Raw genomic sequence first — 19,034 nt, forward strand, 5'->3', positions numbered from 1 at the left:
GCGGCAGGAAGGAAAGGGTATGGAAAAATTAAGGGATTTCAGATATCAGGGAGTGGAATTAAAGAACAGTCTGTGGGAGCGTCAGAGAAGGGAAACCATAGAAACCTATCTGGCGATTCCCAATGATTCCCTGCTGCATATTTTCAGAAAAACAGCCGGCCTGGACGCTCCTGGGGAGAGCCTGATGGGCTGGTATGGAAACGGCGCTTCCACTTTCGGCCAGAAGCTGGGCGCCTTCGCCAAGCTGTATGCGGTAACGGGCGATTACCGGCTGAAGGAGAAGGCCGTATTCCTGGCGGAGGAATGGGGCAGATGCGCTGCGGCAAGCGCGAAAACCATCGACTGCAATGGCACCTACGTCTACGAAAAGCTGCTGGGCGGCTTTCTCGACATGTATGAGTTTCTGCATTATGAGCCGGCGCTTGCCTATATTTCCGCGTTGACGGACAGCGCCGCCCGGCGGTTCAAGCGGGATATCCCAAGGGACGGCCTTCAGGGGCCGGAGCTTTGTGATAATGACATGATTGAGTGGTACACGCTTCCTGAGAATCTGTACCGGGCTTATCTGCTGACCGGGGAGAAGAAATATCTGGATTTTGCCAGGGAATGGGATTATACCTACCTGTGGGATAAATTGAACGCTCACGATTCCGCCATTGGGCCAAGGCATGCCTACAGCCAGGTCAACAGCTTTTCCAGCGCGGCAATGGCCTATCTGGCGACGGGAGATAAGAAGTACCTGGACGCAGCGGAAAACGGCTATGCGCTTGTGACGGAAAAGCATACCTATGCCACAGGCGGCTACGGCCCCGCGGAGTGCCTGTTTGCGGATGAAAAAGGGTTTCTGGGCGAGATGCTGAAGGATTCCTGGGATCCCACCAAAAACGGGGCGGTCTACAGGAATTTCGGCGGCGGAATGGTTCCCAGGAACGATAACTGGGGAAGCTGCGAGGTATCCTGCTGCGCCTGGGCGGTCTTTAAAATCTGCAATTATCTTCTCCGGATTACCGGGAAAGCAAAATACGGTGACTGGGCGGAGCAGATGCTGATCAACGGTGTGGCTGGACAGCCGCCCATTGATTCCGAGGGGCACGTGATGTACTATGCCGGTTATTTTGTGGACGGCGCGGTAAAGAGCCTGGAGGACAGAAGGCTGCAGCCAAACGGCGCCAATTTTGAATGGCAGTGCTGCACCGGGACATTTCCCCAGGATGTGGCGGAATATGCCAACATGATTTATTATACGGATGAGGAAGGGATTTATGTTTCCCAATACCTTCCTTCCAAAGCCTCTTTTTCCATTCGCGGCAGCCGGTTTGCCCTGGAAAACTGTTCCGGGGGTGATATTTCTCCCATCCGGAAATTCCGGGTGCAGGCAGAAGGCGGAACCTCCTGCCGGATCAGTTTCCGGATTCCCCGCTGGGCAAAGGGCGTAAACCGCATCCTTGTAAACGGCGAGGACATGGGCCTTTCGGCGCAGCCGGATACCTGGGCCGTGCTGGAACGGGAGTGGCAGGCGGACGATGTTATCGAGATAAGCCTTCCTTTTTCCCTGGAATTCAAACCGGTGGATGAAGAAAACCCGGATATTGCGGCGCTGTGCTTCGGGCCGGTGGTTCTGGCGGCGGATAAGATGTCCCTGCTTGACGGGGACATGGAGCACCCGGAGGAATGGATCACATGCATTGATGAAAAACAGATGCTGTTTAGGACTGCGCCCGGACACGTATGTCCCTATCCCCAGGCGGTGAGGACCTTCAGGCCCTATTACAAAATCCCCGTCATGGAATGGTATTTTATGTATGTAAGATTTCAACAGAGATAGGAAAAAATAGAAAAACTGCCATGAAACCTGGAGCGTATTGGAAAGCGTACCGTTTCATGGCAGTTTTTGTATGTTTTCTTAAGTAATCGTTTTTTTACCCTGGAGGGATCCGTATTCCCGGCTGTTTGCTGCGCGCGGACCTGTGGAATTTCTCACCACCAGCTGGGCGTGCAGGAGCAGCGTGCCGATAGATACTTTATTCATCAGGCTGTCCAGTGCATAATAGCCGCTTTTTCCCAGTTCGATCCGTTCCTGACGGATTGTGGTCAGGGGCGGGGAGGTATAGGCGCAGATGGGCAGATCATCAAAGCCTATGATGCTTAAGTCCCTGGGAACATGGTAACCCAGCTGCTGGCACTGGATCATGACTGTATTGGCAATCAAATCATGGCTGCATATAATTGCCGTCACCCCCATGGCAAGAAGCCTGGGCAGATGCTTTTCCAGGCATTCTGTGATATAGTATGAGCTTCCGGCATAAGTGGGATCGGACTGCAGGCCGTTCTGGCGCAGCGCCTGGAAAAAAGCCTTGTGCCGTACCTGCATGACGTGTGAGCCAAGCGCTCCGCTCAGATATCCGATTTTCTTGTGTCCCAGCAGCTTCAGATGGGAAACGGCAAGCTCCATCCCCTCGTTGTTGTCCACGCCCACATAGGCGATGTTGGGATTGGCGCTGATATAGTTATCATAAAGAACGGTGGGAGTGCGGCTTGTATGAAAATCCTTCATCCAGGGATCGTTCAGGGAAAAGCCCAGCACAAAGGCTCCCAGATAATTATTGCGCAGCATGAAAACATCGTAGGGCGTATGCTTCTGCAGCTTTTCCTCCGCCTGCACAATCTCTACCGTATATCCGGCCGGCTCGGCCATCTGACGGAAACCCAGCGTAATGTCATAGCCGAATTGATGCGGTTCTTCGTATTCTATATTCTCGGTGAGGATACACAGCTTTTTTGCATCCGCTTTCTGCCTGCGAAGCTTTGTGTAGCCCATTTCCACCGCTGTCTCCAGTACATTTTTTTGTAAAGTTTCGCTGATATCGGGCGCACCGTTGAGAGCCTTGGATACGGTGCCCTTGGAAATCCCCATTCTGTCAGCAATATCCTGCAATGTTGTCATGATGTCCGCCTTTCGGAATTCGTGTTTGCCCGGCTGTCAAAGATCTGCCGGCAGCCGCCATGCAGCCGGTATCCGTCCATGAAAAGCCGCCTTTGCCGTAGGACGGATGGATTGGCCTGATTTACTTTGCGGCTGCTTCCTATTATACGGAATGGCTTATGGAAAATCAATGTATAAGCAAAAAAATACAGTAAAGTTTCGTAAGTTCCTCCCCATGGGAATTATCTTGTTGTAAAAGTGCATAATTTTACCATACAAAAACTATGAAAAACAGAGAAAGTAGTATGACACATATGAAAACAGGATTGACGAAATCGTACAATGAGACTATGATAAAGATAAATTACGAAACTAAGCGAAACTTAAATTTAGAATCAAAGAAAAGGAGAGGACATAATGCGGAAGAAAGGATTGGCGCTGCTGTTAGCTATAGGGCTTCTGGCAGCAAACATTGCAGGCTGCGGTAACAGCCTGCAGGATGGGGCGGATAAACGGGAAAGTGTCCGTCTTATGGTGTGGTCACCTTCGGAAGACCAGTCAAAGGACAGCGGAGAATGGCTGCAGAGAACCTGCGAGGCCTTTGCGGCAGAGCACCCGGAGTGGGATATCACCTTTGTTTACGGTGTGGCGGATGAGGCCAGCGCAGCAACACAGGTGTCCCAGGATCCGGAGGCCAGCGCGGATGTGTTCATGTATGCCAACGACACCCTGACCACCATGACGGATGCCAATGCCCTGGTCAAATTCGGCGGCAAGTACAGGGAGGAAATCGAATCCACCAATTCGGAAGAGGTGCTCGCCTCCCTGACAAAGGATGGAGAGCTGTACGGCGTTCCCTTTACCACCAACACCTGGTTCATGTATTATGACAAGAGCGTTTTTACCGAAGAGGATGTGAAAAACCTGGATACCATGCTGGAAAAGGGCGTTGTTTCCTTCCCCTTCACCAATTCCTGGTATCTGCCTTCCTTTTATATAGGAAACGGCTGCAGCCTGTTTGGTGACGGGACGAAAGAGGAGGAGGGTGTGGATTTCGGCGGCGATAAGGCTGTGGAGGTCACGGATTATCTGATAGACCTTGCCGCAAACCCCAATTTCAAAATTGATGCGGATGGCTCCGGTATTGCGGGACTGCGGGACGGCAGCATTTCGGCCATGTTTTCCGGTTCCTGGGATGCCAACGGCGTAAAGGAAGCGCTGGGAGAAAATATGGGCGCAGCATCCCTTCCCACCTACACGCTTAACGGCGAGGAAAAGCAGATGATGGCTTACGCGGGCTCCAAGGCCGTCGGCGTCAATCCCAATTGCAAATATATGGTGCCCGCGGTGGAGCTGGCAATCTATCTGGGTTCGGCCCAGGCCCAGCGCAGCCATTACGAACTTAGAAACGTGATTCCATGTAATACAAAGCTGATGGAAGAGAAGGAAATCATGTCTGACCCGCTTGTTATGGCGCAGAACAATACCTTCAACAATACCTCGATTCTCCAGCCCTTTGTATCAGCGATGAACAATTGCTGGAGCCCGGTGGAAAATATGGGCAAAGCAATCCGCAATAAGAGCGTGACCCATGAGAATGCGAAGGAACAGACAGAAGCCATGAATGAAGCGATGAACAGCAGCGGAATATAATAGAGGTGATGAGGATGGGAATTTTTAAGAAAAGAGTCAATGAATTTCCGACAGACTATACCTGCATGAAAGCAGTCAGAGAGGGCGGTGTGGAAACCCGGCTTTCCATGCTTCTTATGGGCTTTGGAAATATCGTACATAAACAGTTTTTAAAGGGCCTTCTGTTCCTGGCGGCAGAGGCAGCCTACCTGGTTTTTATGGCAGTGAGCGGCATCGGCTTTGTCCGTATGCTGGGTTCACTGGGAACCGTACCCCAGCAGGAAATATGGGATGAGGCGAGCCAGGTGTATCTGTACACAAAAGGGGACCAGTCGGTGCTGATTCTGCTTTACGGCGTGGCAACCCTGCTCCTGACGGCATTGATGATCTGCGCCTGGCGCGGCGCGCTGAGGAGCGCCTATAAAGCCGAGTGCCTGGCAAAAGAGGGGAAGCATATCAATACCTTCCGTGAGGATTTAAAGACACTGCTTCATGAAAACCTGCACAGATTATTAATGACCCCGCCGGTCACTTTTATCTTCCTTTTCACTGTGCTGCCGTTGATTTTCATGATCTGCATGGCCTTTACCAACTACAGTAAAATAGGCAATCACCTCATGCTTTTTGACTGGGTCGGTCTGGAAAATTTCAGGGCCCTGTTCGACTCCGGCAGTATTCTGGGAAGCACCTTCTGGTCCGTGCTGGCCTGGACGCTTGTATGGGCGTTTTTCGCCACCTTCAGCAACTACATTTTCGGAATGATACTTTCCCTGATGATCAACAGGAAGGAGACGAAGGCCAAAGGCTTCTGGCGGTTCTGCTTTGTATTGTCCTGTGCGGTTCCCATGTTCGTATCATTGCTGATTATGAAAACCATGCTGCAGCCAAACGGCGCTGTCAACGTGCTTCTGCGTAATCTTGGCTGGATAGCCCAGGACGCCAGCCTTCCGTTCTTCACGGATCCCACCTGGGCGCGCATAACCGTTATCGTGGTCAACATCTGGGTAGGCGTTCCCTATACGCTGCTCCAGCTGACGGGCGTGCTGCAGAACATCCCTGCGGAGCTGTATGAAGCGGCCAAGGTGGACGGGGCCAATGCCTTCCAGATATTTTTCAAAATTACGCTGCCGTATATGCTGTATGTGACCACGCCTTATCTGATTGTCACCTTTACCGGAAACGTGAACAACTTCAACGTCATTTACCTGCTTTCGGGAGGCGACCCCGTTACCAACCTGTCGTCCACGGCGGGAAGCACGGATCTGCTTGTTACCTGGCTGTATAAGCTGACCATCGACAAGCAGTACTATAACGTGGGTTCCGTCATCGGCATCATGACCTTTATCATACTGGCAGTGGGCGCGTTGTTTACCTACCGCAACAGCAAATCCTATAAGGAAGAGGGAGGATTTTAAACATGGCCGGAGCAAAAATGCATTCTGCAAAAAAGAAACGTCTCATCAACAATACCATCGTCCATGTCATTCTGGCGATTCTGGCATTTATCTGGGTATTTCCCATCATATGGGTAATCCTGACAAGCTTCCGTTCGGAGAAGGGCTCCTATGTATCCACCTTCCTTCCCCAGTCCTATACCCTGGATAATTATGCAAAGCTGTTTACCGATACCTCCATACTGAATTTTCCCAGGATGTTTTCCAACACGCTTTTTATCGCCGTCTGTTCCTGCATCCTTGCCACCTTTTATGTACTGGCGGTATCCTACTGCCTGTCCAGGCTGAAATTCAAGCTTCGCAGGCCCTATATGAATATGGCGATGATCCTGGGGCTGTTTCCCGGTTTCATGTCCATGATTGCCGTATATTTTATCCTGAAGGCGCTGGGACTGACCGAAGGGAACCTGATACGCCTGGCGCTCATCCTGGTGTATTCCGGCGGCGCGGGCTTATCCTTCCAGATAGCGAAGGGCTTCTTCGACACCATCCCCACGGCCATAGACGAGGCGGCGCTGCTGGACGGCTGCACCAGATGGCAGATTTTCAGTAAAATCACGCTGCCCTTAAGCAAGCCGATCATTATTTATACAGTACTGACTTCCTTTATGGCGCCCTGGCTTGACTTTATCTTTGCCAAGGTTATCTGCCGGGCCAATTCCGACCAGTATACGGTTGCCATCGGCCTGTGGAAGATGCTGGAAAAGGAGTATATTGACAACTGGTACACCAGCTTTGCCGCAGGGGCGGTGTTGATATCCATTCCCATAGCCATCCTGTTTTTGTCCATGCAGCATTATTATGTGGACGGTGTTTCCGGCGCGGTGAAGGGCTGACGCGGACATAACGCCGGCGGAAGGCCGGCAAAATCATAACGTAAGGCGGATAAGACATGAAGACAGCACAACAATGGAAAGCCTGTTATCTGGAGCCTGCATTTCAGGCGCAGTATACTTACCAGGGGAAGGATCTGGGAGCGGCCTGCAGCGGGAAGGGAACCTCCTTCCTGCTGTGGAGCCCCTTTGCGGATAAAATCACACTGAACCTGTACCGGGACGGTGGAAAAGGAGAACCCTTCCTGCAGCAGCCCATGGACAGAGAGGAAAAGGGTGTGTGGGCCTTCCGGACGGAGAAGAACCTGCACGGCATTTACTATGACTATGAAATACGAATTGACGGTGAAACAAAACGGACCGCAGACCCTTATGCAAAAGCCTGCGGCATAAACGGCCGCAGAAGCATGGCCGTGGATTTAAGCTTAACCAATCCCATCGGGTGGGAAGAGGATCATGCCCCGGAACAGCCTGCGGAACGCATTATTTACGAGGTGCATGTAAAAGAATTTTCCTGGGATCCGGCCGGCGGTTTTCCTTCGGAATACCGGGGGAAATATAAAGCCTTTCTGTGTGAGGACACCACCCTGAACGCAGAGGGAAAGCATCCCACCGGCATTCCCTATCTGAAGGAGCTGGGGGTCACACACATCCAGCTGATGCCTGTTTTTGACTACGGATCAGTGGATGAAGCGGGAGATCCTGCAGATTTTAACTGGGGCTACGATCCGGTTAATTACAATGTGCCGGAAGGATCCTATGCCACGGACGCCGCCCGCGGCGAGGTACGGATACGTGAAATGAAGGAAATGATACAGTCCCTGCATAAAAACGGCTTCCGTGTGATTATGGACGTGGTCTATAACCATACCTATTCCCTGGATTCCTGGTTTCAGCGGACGGTGCCGTGGTATTATTACCGTCTGCATGAAGACGGCAGCTTTTCCAACGGCTCCGCCTGCGGCAATGACATTGCCAGCGAACGGCCCATGTGCGCCTCATACCTGTTTAATTCCGTCCTGTATTGGGCGGAGGAATACCATATTGACGGCTTCCGCTTTGATCTGATGGGGCTTCTGGATACGGATTTAATGAACCGCATCCGCACCGCCCTTGATCTGCGCTTCGGCAGGGGAGAAAAGCTGGTGTACGGAGAACCGTGGGCAGCGGGAAAAACGGCGATGGATCCGGGCTTTACCCAAGCGTTAAAAGCAAATTTCGGAAAGCTTCCGCCGGATATCGGTATGTTCTGCGACAATACGAGAGATGTGATAAAGGGCGCTGCGCTTAAGCCGGAGGAACCGGGCTTCATTAACGGAAGGCCGGGGCTGGAAGAGGAAATCCTTGACAGTGTCTCTGCCTGGTGCGGCGGGAAAGCCATTCCTGTGAAGGCTCCTTCCCAGATCCTTAACTATGTGTCGGCCCATGACAACCAGACGCTTTATGATAAGCTTGCTTCCACGCTGGAGAAAGGGGCAGATATCAGAAAAGCCTGCCGCCTTGCGGCGGGGATTTACATGACCTGTCAGGGCAGCCTTTTCTTCCTTTCCGGGGAAGAGTTCGCCAGAACCAAAAACGGCCTGGATAACACCTATGATGCCCCTGTAAGCCTGAACCGCCTGGACTGGACGAAGTCCCTGCAGGAACGGGGGCTGGTGGAGTATTATAAAGGCCTGATCGCTTTGCGGAAGCAGCTGCCCGGCCTTTGTGACAAATCACCCAATGCTGTACAGCGGATATTTGGCCGTTGGAATAAGCCTGGAGCGGTTGGATTCTTCGTTGACAACCGGGCGGAAGGGCGCAGCTGCCGGTGGGAAACCCTCTGCATTGTATACAACAGCAAAAGTACGCCGGAAAGGCTCACGCTTCCCAGGGGGACATGGGAGCTTCTGGCCGATGGGGAAAGCAGCTTTCTATGGAAAAGCCCGGTCAGGGCAGACGCCAATATTGCAGCCGCGCCCGGAAGCATTTTGATATTGGGAAAGACGGCGGCAGATGAAAAGAACTGTCCGGCAGATTTATTTTCAGGCAGATAAAAGGAAGGACGGGAGTGACGGCCGGCATCCGGACCGTTACGGATAGGAGACGATATGAAGTGGATTTACGGAAAACAGGACTTTAAAACACTGGAACGGGGCCAGGAAAACTGCTATCTGATGACCAACGGGCTGGGCGGTTTTTCTTCCATGACAATGACCGGTTCGGTCACCCGGAACGATCATGCATTCCTGATGGCATGCACACAGGCTCCGAACCACCGTTATAATATGGTGCACCGGCTGAAGGAACGGCTTTTTACAGGCGTGCCGGAGGAGGAAAACGCTTACGTCCTCTCCAGCCAGGAATTTGCCGATGGCACAAGGGAAGAAGGCTTCCGGTATCTGTCCTCCTTTACCTATGAAGACACGCCCGTATGGAAATTCCTTGTAAACGGCGTGGAAATATGCAAGGAGGCAGGAATGGCCCAGGGCGCGAACACGGCGGCACTTTCTTACCGTATTAACAACCGCAGCGGCAGATCATGCCGGCTGGAGATTACCCCCTTTTTCCAGTTTGTTCCCAAGGGAAGCGATATGGAAAAGACGCAGAAGCTGAGCCGGACGGGCACAAAGCTGGAAAGCGCCGGCCTGACCCTTTACTTCCGCACAAATGCTTTCATCACGGAGGTTAATGAGGAGGAATGCTATCATTACAGCTATGATGCCTGCGACGGCAGAAGGGAAACAGGCCGCGCCCTGGCCAATCATGTTCTCACCCTGGATGTGGCTGCCGGGGAGACCGGAGTGCTGGAAATCATATATGAAATGGAGCCGGGGACGCAGAGCGCGCAGGAAATCATCAGCGGACTGAAGGCTTACCGGAAAAAACTGGAGGAAAAATGCGGCCTGAAATCCGATATTGCCCGTTTCCTTGTAAAAAGCGCGGATCAGTTTATTTCCGCCAGGGAATCCACCGGCGGGAAAACCATTTTGGCCGGCTTCCCCTTTTTTGAGGACTGGGGAAGGGATACCATGATCGCGCTTCCCGGCATCTGTATTTTCACAGGGCAATATGAAACCGCTAGGCAGATTCTGCGTACCTTTGCTGTAAATGAACGTGACGGCCTGATGCCGAACCTGTTTCCCGAGGGAGGCAGGGAACCCATGTATAACACGGCTGATGCGGCGCTTTTATTCATCAACTGTGTGTATCTGTACTATGAAGCCTCCAAGGATGCCGTATTTGTCCGGGAAATGTATCCTGTCATGGAACGGATTATGGAGCGCTACAAAAACGGCACGGGCTTTGGCATCCATATGGATGAAGATGGTCTGATTCAGGCCGGAGAGGGCCTGGCCCAGGTGACCTGGATGGATGTAAGGGTGGGGGATATCCTCCCCACGCCGCGCCATGGAAAGCCGGTGGAAATCAATGCTTACTGGTATAATGCCCTGCGCATCATGGAGCGCTTCTGTGAACTGCTGCACAGTAAGGACCCCGGCTATGGGGTGCTTGCAGGGAAGGTGAAAGCCGTATTCTGCGATAAATTCTGGCTGGAGGAGAAGGGATGCCTGAAGGATCTGGTATCCGGAACTCCTGCGGATGTGCAGATCCGCTGCAATCAGATCTGGGCGGTATCCCTCCCCTTTACCATGCTTGATCGGGACAAAGAAAAGCGTGTGGTGGAAACGGTGTTCGAAAAGCTGTATACCCCTTATGGGCTGAGAACCCTGGACATGGGGGATGCGCAGTTCCATCCTTTTTACGGAGGTCCCATGCTGGAACGGGATATGGCCTATCATCAGGGCACTGTGTGGGCCTTTCCTCTGGGTGCGTACTACCTGGCTTATCTGAAGGTGCACGACTTAGACATCAAAGCCGCAGAAACGGTGCGCAGCCAGCTGGAGGTGCTAGAAAGCGCCATGAGGGAGGGCTGCATCGGCCAACTGCCGGAAATCTACGATGGGCTGAATCCCGTTTCCTCCAGAGGCTGCTTTGCCCAGGCCTGGAGCGTGGGAGAACTGCTTCGTGTCTATGAAAAACTGGAACGGCTGCAGGGCGGCGCACAGTAAAAAAGAGGAAGAATGCATGGAATTTACAGGTATTTATCATAAAACATCGGAACAGATGAGCTATCCACTCAACGAAAGGGAGCTGATCATCAACCTGAAAACCGGCTATGATGTGGAAAAGGTTTTCATCCACTACGGGGATCCCTTTGAAGCGGGGATCCTTGGCGGAAAGGAAACCTGGACCGGAAAACGGGAGGAAATTTTCTATAAAAAGAGGCTTCGTTTCCAGATATGGTGGACCACCACATTGGTTCCTGCCTATAAGCGTTGTAAATATTTTTTTGAGCTGCATACCACAGATCAGGTCTGGTACTATTTTGAGGATGGTTTTCTGACGGAGGAACAGCTCCATATGGAGGGCAGGATGCAGCAGTGCTTTGTCGTTCCCTGGATGAATCCCGCGGATATCAACCGGACGCCTGACTGGGTGAACGATACTGTATGGTACCAGATATTTCCCGACAGATTCTGCAACGGCACGCCCGGTAAAAATGCAGGGCAGCTCTGTCCCTGGAGAAACGGTCCTGTTACCAATGAAGAACGCTTCGGCGGCAATCTGGAGGGGATCCGTCAGAAGCTTCCCTATCTGAAGGAGTTAGGCATTAACGGCATTTATCTTAACCCTATCATGGAAGCGGAATCCAACCATAAATACGATACCACGGACTATACGAAGATCGATCCCTGTTTCGGGGAAAAGGAAGATTTTATCAGGCTGGTGCAGGAAGCCCATGCGCAGGGAATCCGCATCATGGTGGATGCGGTTTTTAACCATTGTGGAAGGAAATTCGCGCCGTGGCTGGACGTGCTGGAGAAGGGCAGGGCTTCCCAATATGCGGACTGGTTTATGGTGAATACCTGGCCCATCCCTGAAAAACAAGCGGACACCAGGGACGGGAGATACTATTCCTTCGCTTTTGCCGACGGCATGCCCAAGCTGAATACCAATAACGAAGAGGTGATCGACTATTTCTGCGGGATCTGCCGGGACTGGATTACAGATTACGATATTGATGGCATACGGTTTGACGTGGGAAACGAGGTATCCCACCGGTTCCTGAAAACCCTGCGCCATCATTTGAAGACGCTGAAGCCAGATATTTATCTTCTGGGAGAAATATGGCATGATGCCAGCCAGTGGCTGGCCGGGGACGAGTATGATTCTGTCATGAACTATCCCCTGACAAGCGGCATCCATGACTTTTTCCTGGATTCTTCCATGAAAAAGGAAGAATTTGAATTCATGGTCAACCGTTGTTATACCATGTACATGCAGCAAAACAATAACGTGATGTTCAACCTGTTGGATTCCCATGATACGGAACGGCTGATGAACCGTTTTCACAGCCTGGATACTTTTTACCAGCAGCTGGCGGTGCTGTTTACAATGCCGGGAAGCCCCTGCATTTTCTATGGGACGGAAATCGCCATGGAGGGCGGGCATGATCCGGACTGCCGCAGATGTATGCCCTGGGAAGAGCTGGAGCTGCCGAAAAATCAGGAAAAAACAGCAGCACTGCGAAAGCTGATTTTACTGCGGCGCACAGAGCCTGCCTGCAGAAGCCTGTATTTTCATTTTCCCAATGAATATTCAAGCGGCAGATGTGTGGAATATATTAAGCTGGACGGAGAGGGAAGGGAAGTTGAAGTGCTTCTGAACTGCTCCCGGGAAATGATGGAAATAAAGGAGGGCGGCGAAGTCCTTTTTTCCAGAGGCTTCCATGACCGTCTGCTGGAACCGGGCGGGACGCTGATCAGACATAAAAATCGATAAAATGAAGAAAAAGATGGCCGTTGGCTGCGCCTGAACAGCTGTCATATATTATTAAAAAGAACATAATCCCTATGGCCTGCATAGAATAAAGAACAATACTTTTTGCACTGCATAAAAATACAGTACAAACTGAGCAGGCAGCGAGCTTATTCACCGGGCTCATGGGGCCGGGCCGTTAGCGGCAGCAGAGAGCTGAAAGCATCTGCGGGACAGTATACACGCTGTTCCCGCAGATGCTTTTTTTGTGAGGCCGGACAGCGGTTGCGTTCCTTCGCAGCTACGAGGCAGGCGTTTTTCTCAGACTGATTTAAGGCCGTCGGTTACGGCGGAAAACGGGGTTATTTATGAAACAGGGAAATCAAAACAGGAATTACAGGACTGCCATGCAGGTATCAATTGTCAGTATCGCAGTCAACGCCGTCCTTACTCTGTTCAAACTGTTCGTGGGCATAGCCGCACAATCCGGGGCCATGGTGTCGGATGCAGTCCATTCCGCCTCCGACGTCTTCAGCACACTGATTGTGATAGCCGGTGTGACGGTTGCGGAAAAAAGACCTGACAGCGGTCATCCCTACGGACACGAACGGATGGAATGCGTGGCCTCCCTTCTCCTTGCCGTAATCCTTGCGGCCACCGGCATTGGCATCGGCGCCGCGGGAATGAAACGGATTGCGGAGGGCGGTTCACTTTCGGTTCCGGGCATGGCAGCGCTTCTTGCCGCGGTCATTTCGATTGCCGTTAAGGAATGGATGTTCCGGTTTACAAAACGCGCCGCAGGCAGGATCAAATCCGGTGCGCTCATGGCGGATGCCTGGCATCACCGCTCGGACGCCCTTTCGTCTGTGGGCGCATTTGCAGGGATTCTGGGCGCCAGGCTGGGCTTTCCTGTTCTTGATCCGGCAGCAGGGCTGGTTATTTGCATTTTTATTGAAAAGGCCGCTCTGGAAATTTTCAGGGATGCCTCCGATAAGCTGGTGGATAAAGCCTGTCCCACTGAAACTGCGGAAAAAATCCGTGCCGCAATCCTGGGCATTCACGGCGTGGAGCAGATTGACCTGCTTAATACAAGGCTGTTCGGCTCCCGGATTTATGTGGATGTGGAGATCTCCATGGACGGCTCCAAAAGCCTGACGGATTCCCATCAGACGGCGGAAGCGGTGCATCTTGCGGTGGAGAATGCGATTCCTGAGGTGAAACACTGTATGGTGCATGTTAATCCATTGGGCAAAGAGAAGGAGAGCAAGATTCCATCCGAAAAAATATCCGGATAAATGTGCAGGGCAGGAGGTTCTTTTTCGTCTTGTTAAAAATCGTCTTTAAAAATATGCATCTTATATTTATGATTGTGATACCATGAACAAAGAATAAAAATAGCCTTTTCTGTCCATTAGTTCGTCAAAGGCGCCGAACTCTTCCAGACACCCGTTTTTCAGCACCAGGATCCCGTCACAGCGGCGCAGCATGGCTTCCTCCAGCCGGTGTGTGACCAGAATGCGTGTCAGGCCGTCCAGGGAAAGAATGGCATCTGTGACACCAAAGGCGGTCACCGGATCCAGGGAAGCCGTGGCTTCGTCCACAAGCAGCACCGGCGTTTCCCGCAGCAGGCTGCGGGCGATGGAAATTCTCTGCCGTTCTCCGCCCGACAGCGCGTTCCCGTTTTCACCGCAAGGGCAGTCTGCGCCCCGTGCGTTAACCAGTCCCTCCAGCCCCGCCAGCCATATGACCCGTTCTACCTTTCCGGAGGGAAAATCCCGGAACATGGTGATATTATCCCGTACAGAGCTGTTGAAAATAAACACGTCCTGCTGTATCACGGACAGCAAATCATACAGGGAATCAGGCCGGAGCGTCCGCAGTTCTTTCCCGTCATAAAGAATGCTTCCCCGGTATCCGTCATTGCTTCCCTGCAATAACTTCAGCAGTGTGGATTTGCCGCTTCCCGATCCGCCTGCCACCGCATATTTCCTGCCTGCCGCAAACCGGAAGCTGATATCCTGCAGCGCAAGCGTTTCGTTATTATAAGCAAAGCTGAGGCTTTGCACCGTAATGCCATCCTTCAGAACAGACGGCGCAGGGACACCGCCGGAGGACGCATGAGCTGCCAAAGCCGTCGCAAGCTTGTCAATCAGCGCATCAGCAGCCTTCCGGTTTGCCCATATCTGTGGAATTACGGACAGAGAGGATTCAAAGCTTTCCATCAGCTGGGCAAAAACCATCACTACCCCTGCGGTCACGCCGCGGCCGGAAAGCGCAAGCGCCGCTCCCAGCAAAAATACGGTGAAAATCGTCAGACTCCCCGCAGCGCCGCCTATATACTGTAAAGCGGTACGCGGCATGGCATTTCACCTGCTGCAGGGCTGCATTGCTTTCCGAAAAAAGCCGCAGGGCTTCTTTTTCCGCCTGAAAGCTTTTAATGACAGGGAAACCGGAAAGCATATCCTTCAGCGTTGCCAGAAAGGCTCCGTTCGCATCAGACACCTTTTTTTCCTGCGCCGGAAGATGGCCTCCGGCCAGCAGGGAAGCGCCAAGCGGGAGAAGGGAGGCCGTCAAAGCCGCTGCGGTCAAAAGCGGGCTGTAAGAGAGCATCAGACCCAGAACACCAACCAGCATGAGCACATTGGCCGGAAGGGTAAATAATGCGGATAGATAATTGGTTTCAAGGGAAAGCGTATCATTGGTCAGTGCGGAAAGATAAGCCGAAGTATCCTCCCGGCCGAAGGCAAAGGCACTTTTTTCGGTCAGCCTGGCAAAAGCATAGTCCCGGTACTGTTGCAGGGCGCGCTTTAAAAATATCGGACGGGCATAAGCATTGAGTGCCATAATCACCCCCATCAATGCAAAGGAGAGGAGAAAAACGGCACACAACTGGGCCATGGTAAGAAGCGCGCCGTTCCCGGCCGCGATATCTATCAGCTGCTGCATCTGCCAGGCAATGGTGAGATTCAGAACCGTATTCAAAACCATTGCCAGCATTCCCCAGAATGCTGTTCCATGATTATGCAGAAAAAACTGTCTGACCAGCATTTTCCGCTGGTATTTTGCGTCATGGTTCATCCTTTATTTTCCTCCATAGCTCCTGTAATGAAGAGGAGTCAGGTTCCCCACCATGCAGCAGACTGTCTTCCAGACCTTGAAACGCCGTGCGGCCAAAGCTGTCGTAAACAAGAACCGGCTTTGCCGTATGGCAGAAGCGTATATTTTCCATACCATATTCCGGCGATGCATCAAACCGCCGGGCCAGGCCGGCTGCCCTGCGCAGGTAACCTTCCGCCGTTGCCATATCGCCTGCGGCATTGCTGTAACGGGCCTGGTGGCTGAGCAGGATAACCTCGGCCCGATCCAGATAGCTTACTTTTCCCGGTATCCTCAAACCGGACAGGATAGAACACATCCAGGAAAGCAGCTCCTGAGCCTGGGACAGGTTCCCTTCATGGGCAGCACATTCTGCCATTCCCATTACGACCCGGATCAGGCCGCTTAAGTGATTTACGGCAGCAGAGGACAGATAAGTCCCTGCCTCCTCATAGCGCCCGCAAAGAGTCAGGAGAAAACCGATGGAGCTGTTGTTCAGGCCGGCATAATTATACTTTTTATACTCCTCGGCGGCCCGTTCCGGTTTCCCCAGATCGGCCCAGGTCTGTGCCAGCTGATTTCTCACAACCGCTTCATCCACTGCCTCATCCTTATTCTGATCGAGCAGACAAAGGCTGTGCTTTAACAGCTCCTGTGCCTTACGGGTGGCGGCGGGTTCCCGCTTCTCACAGCCAATAGTCTGATACAATTCCGCCGCGCACCAGACCACCTCAAAACGGTTCGGATACTTCAGCAGCGCTTTTTTTGCCTTATGGACCGCCTGATCATACTTTTTTCCCTGCATCAGATCCCGTATCGATTCCACGGCCTGCTCCGACTGTGAATCCAGGACATGGTAGCCCAGCAGCGCATCCACGGAAACCTCAAACAGCGCCGCCAGCTCCAGAAGGACGGAAAGCTCCGGGGTGGTGGCTCCGCTTTCCCATTTTGATACCGCTCCGACAGTGACATTCATCGCTTCTGCCAGCTGTTCCTGGGTAAATCCCATGGTTTTGCGGCAGGAGCGTATATTATCTGATAATGTTAACCGCATTGTTTTTCGCCTCCCTTTCAGGTACATTCTAACTGATTGGGGAAGGCTTGAGAAGTGACATGCGATAATAAAAAGAAAGAAAAAACTTTCCTGACAGGAAATATTACCTGTTACCATATATTGGAGAAGAAAATTGTTAACTACTGACAGAAAAATATTTTATGGTATATAATAATATCAGTTTTAGTGAGAGGAGTGAAAGGATGAAGAGATAATTTACTTTTGAGAACATGAAATGAGTAATTTAAACTGCATGGAAGCTGTGATGCAGTTTGTTTCGTGTCGTCAAAGGTAAGTTGTGACTCATCCTCATAACTCCTTTTTTATTGCAAAAAACAGAAAACGAAGGCAGTTGGAATCTTGCTTCTGTTTTGTAAATGGTTATAAATTGAGAGCGAGGTCTGTAACAGAGTCCGGCATACATAATGACGACGGGTAAAGGAGCGTGAAGTGTATGGCACAGATTCAGGTAACGGATCTCACTTTTTGTTATGAAGGAAGCTTTGATAATATTTTTGAGAATGTAACATTTGGCATAGACACTGACTGGAAACTGGGCTTTATTGGCAGAAATGGAAAGGGAAAGACCACATTTGCAAAGCTTCTGTCAGGAAAGTATGAATACAGAGGAGTTATTACAGCGCCGAATCTTCATTTTGATTATTTCCCATATCAGGTAGAAGAAGCTGACTTTGACAAGCCGGCATCTGAACTTATGGAATTTGGGAAAGGTGACATTCAGGAGTGGCGCGTTATGTGCGAACTCAATCAAAGACCCCGCTGCAAGCAACGGGGTATCAAACTTGCAGCGCTGCAGAGCAGCGGGGTATTTGACCCTCGCGGCAGTCGCCAAATATCCATGCAAGCATGGCTACTTGGCTCGTTGCTCGCGGGAATAAACTGGATAGTGATGTGGAGATATTATACCGCCCTTTCCGTACGCTGAGCCAGGGTGAGCAGATGAAAGTTATGCTGGCCGTATTGTTTTCTGGACAACATGAATTCCTGATCATTGATGAACCGACCAACCATCTTGATTTTGACGCAAGGCAGACGGTAAAAAAATATTTAAAGGGAAAAATGGATTTGTTCTCATATCCCATGACAGAGATTTCCTGGATGATATTATGGATCATGTACTTGTGTTAAACCGCAAATCAATCGAAGTACAGGCCGGGAATTTTTCCGGCTGGTGGGAAAATAAAGCACGCAAGGATGCGTTTTCCCAAGCGGAGAATGAAAAGCATTTAAAAGAAATTTCCTCATTAAAAAGGGCTTCTGAAAGATCCGCAAGGTAGGCGGAGAAGAATGAAAATACGAAGATTGGTTTTGATCCGGTACGTGAGCATGACCGTTTTTTAGACACACGGGCTTATATTGGAGCAAAAACAAAGAAAATGCAGGCCAGAAGGAAAAATTATGATATCCGCATAGAACGTGAAATCAGGTCGAAGGAAGGGCTTCTTCAGGATATAGAAAAATCTGTTGATTTAAAGCTTATGCCACAGAAATATTATAAGGATACGTTGATATATGCACAGGATTACACCTTTCAATTCCGCGATCAGGAGCTGCCCTTAATCGGCCATTTTAACTTCAGCCTGAAACAAGGGGAACGGATATTCCTGCAAGGGAAAAATGGCTGTGGGAAAAGTACTTTTATGAAACAGATCCTGGCTGTGTCAAAAGGGAGCGGCACATGTGGCATTGGTGCGGACAGACAGGAGGAAGAGTCTGTTGTTTCCGGAGAATTAATGGTGTGTCCCGGCCTGCATATTTCATATATCAGTCAGGATACCGGTTTTCTGCATGGAACAATTAAAGAATATTGCAGGGAAAACGATTTTGATGAAAGCCTGTTTCTGGCAATCCTCAGACAGCTTGATATGGACAGGGTACAGTTTGAAAAAACGATGGAGAATTATTCGGAGGGACAAAAGAAAAAAGTGCTGATTGCCGGAAGCCTCCTGACACCGGCACATTTGTATATCTGGGATGAACCACTGAACTATATCGACGTTTTTTCAAGGATACAAATTGAAAATTTAATTCTGAAATTCCAGCCCACAATGCTTGTTGTGGAACATGATGTGAGGTTCAGAGACAAAATTGCAACCAAAATAGTGGAAGACTTTAAATAAATTATTCCGGCAGATTTCCTGTCGGAACAGAGAGCGGAGGTGACGGCGGTGTCAATCTTTGAATATAACGAAGAAGAGGAAATGAGAAAAATCCGTGCA

At 51.0% G+C, this 19,034-nt stretch carries 15 protein-coding genes and 1 riboswitch; of the genes, 11 read left to right on the top strand and 4 right to left on the bottom strand.

The features are described from left to right. The first annotated feature begins 19 nt into the window (after positions 1 to 19). Positions 20 to 1,825, top strand: coding sequence for a beta-L-arabinofuranosidase domain-containing protein (locus HMPREF1548_RS01695; RefSeq protein WP_021633932.1), 1,806 nt, complete (start codon positions 20 to 22; stop codon positions 1,823 to 1,825). A gap of 78 nt (positions 1,826 to 1,903) precedes the next feature. Here the strand turns inward: HMPREF1548_RS01695 and HMPREF1548_RS01700 are convergent, their stop codons facing one another. Beyond that, positions 1,904 to 2,944 carry a LacI family DNA-binding transcriptional regulator gene (locus HMPREF1548_RS01700; RefSeq protein ID WP_021633933.1) on the bottom strand — a complete coding sequence of 347 codons (1,041 nt, stop codon included), beginning with the start codon at positions 2,942 to 2,944 and terminating at the stop codon, positions 1,904 to 1,906. A gap of 396 nt (positions 2,945 to 3,340) precedes the next feature. On the opposite strand from HMPREF1548_RS01700, the gene HMPREF1548_RS01705 reads away from it, so the two are divergent. The 7 genes from HMPREF1548_RS01705 (at position 3,341) to HMPREF1548_RS01740 (ending at position 13,939) form a co-directional block, all read left to right on the top strand. Beyond that, the gene (locus HMPREF1548_RS01705; RefSeq protein WP_021633935.1) at positions 3,341 to 4,576 is read left to right on the top strand and encodes an extracellular solute-binding protein; all 1,236 of its coding nucleotides are present in this window, start codon (positions 3,341 to 3,343) and stop codon (positions 4,574 to 4,576) included. 14 nt (positions 4,577 to 4,590) lie between these two features. Beyond that, entirely contained in the window at positions 4,591 to 5,970 is a 1,380-nt protein-coding gene (locus tag HMPREF1548_RS01710; RefSeq protein WP_025490052.1) for a carbohydrate ABC transporter permease, read from the top strand. 2 nt (positions 5,971 to 5,972) lie between these two features. Then, positions 5,973 to 6,845, top strand: a complete 873-nt coding sequence (locus HMPREF1548_RS01715; RefSeq protein ID WP_021633937.1) for a sugar ABC transporter permease — start codon at positions 5,973 to 5,975, stop codon at positions 6,843 to 6,845. A 56-nt stretch (positions 6,846 to 6,901) separates the two neighbouring features. Continuing rightward, positions 6,902 to 8,878, top strand: a complete 1,977-nt coding sequence (pulA, locus tag HMPREF1548_RS01720) for a type I pullulanase (RefSeq protein ID WP_021633938.1) — start codon at positions 6,902 to 6,904, stop codon at positions 8,876 to 8,878. A gap of 54 nt (positions 8,879 to 8,932) precedes the next feature. Next, positions 8,933 to 10,894, top strand: a complete 1,962-nt coding sequence (locus tag HMPREF1548_RS01725; RefSeq protein ID WP_021633939.1) for an amylo-alpha-1,6-glucosidase — start codon at positions 8,933 to 8,935, stop codon at positions 10,892 to 10,894. Further along, entirely contained in the window at positions 10,857 to 12,668 is a 1,812-nt protein-coding gene (locus HMPREF1548_RS01730; protein WP_021633940.1) for a glycoside hydrolase family 13 protein, read from the top strand. Before HMPREF1548_RS01725 ends, HMPREF1548_RS01730 begins: the two co-directional genes overlap by 38 nt. Before the next feature lie 119 nt (positions 12,669 to 12,787). Continuing rightward, a riboswitch (NiCo riboswitch) is annotated at positions 12,788 to 12,883 on the top strand. A 129-nt stretch (positions 12,884 to 13,012) separates the two neighbouring features. Beyond that, complete coding sequence (locus HMPREF1548_RS01740) at positions 13,013 to 13,939, top strand: cation diffusion facilitator family transporter (protein WP_021633942.1); 927 nt, start codon at positions 13,013 to 13,015, stop codon at positions 13,937 to 13,939. Between the two features lie 66 nt (positions 13,940 to 14,005). Here HMPREF1548_RS01740 and HMPREF1548_RS01745 read toward each other — a convergent pair whose 3' ends face one another. From HMPREF1548_RS01745 to HMPREF1548_RS01755, 3 genes are read right to left on the bottom strand one after another with little or no spacing between them, the layout of a single operon-like run. Beyond that, a complete protein-coding gene (locus tag HMPREF1548_RS01745) occupies positions 14,006 to 14,884 on the bottom strand; it encodes an ATP-binding cassette domain-containing protein (protein ID WP_021633943.1) in 879 nt (292 codons plus the stop codon). Further along, complete coding sequence (locus HMPREF1548_RS30330) at positions 14,853 to 15,722, bottom strand: ABC transporter transmembrane domain-containing protein (RefSeq protein WP_021633944.1); 870 nt, start codon at positions 15,720 to 15,722, stop codon at positions 14,853 to 14,855. The genes HMPREF1548_RS01745 and HMPREF1548_RS30330 overlap by 32 nt, the downstream gene beginning before the upstream one ends. Continuing rightward, positions 15,712 to 16,794 carry a helix-turn-helix domain-containing protein gene (locus tag HMPREF1548_RS01755; protein ID WP_035320613.1) on the bottom strand — a complete coding sequence of 361 codons (1,083 nt, stop codon included), beginning with the start codon at positions 16,792 to 16,794 and terminating at the stop codon, positions 15,712 to 15,714. Before HMPREF1548_RS01755 ends, HMPREF1548_RS30330 begins: the two co-directional genes overlap by 11 nt. Positions 16,795 to 17,248: 454 nt before the next feature. On the opposite strand from HMPREF1548_RS01755, the gene HMPREF1548_RS31020 reads away from it, so the two are divergent. From HMPREF1548_RS31020 to HMPREF1548_RS30345, 3 genes are all read left to right on the top strand, one after another. Next, positions 17,249 to 17,740 carry an ATP-binding cassette domain-containing protein gene (locus HMPREF1548_RS31020; RefSeq protein WP_021633947.1) on the top strand — a complete coding sequence of 164 codons (492 nt, stop codon included), beginning with the start codon at positions 17,249 to 17,251 and terminating at the stop codon, positions 17,738 to 17,740. A gap of 14 nt (positions 17,741 to 17,754) precedes the next feature. Beyond that, entirely contained in the window at positions 17,755 to 17,943 is a 189-nt protein-coding gene (locus tag HMPREF1548_RS30340) for a P-loop NTPase family protein (RefSeq protein WP_021633948.1), read from the top strand. A 248-nt stretch (positions 17,944 to 18,191) separates the two neighbouring features. After that, positions 18,192 to 18,935, top strand: coding sequence for an ATP-binding cassette domain-containing protein (locus HMPREF1548_RS30345; RefSeq protein ID WP_021633950.1), 744 nt, complete (start codon positions 18,192 to 18,194; stop codon positions 18,933 to 18,935). Positions 18,936 to 19,034: the final 99 nt, after the last annotated feature.

The sequence above is a fragment of the Clostridium sp. KLE 1755 genome, assembly GCF_000466465.2.
GTDB lineage: Bacteria > Bacillota > Clostridia > Lachnospirales > Lachnospiraceae > Eisenbergiella > Eisenbergiella porci.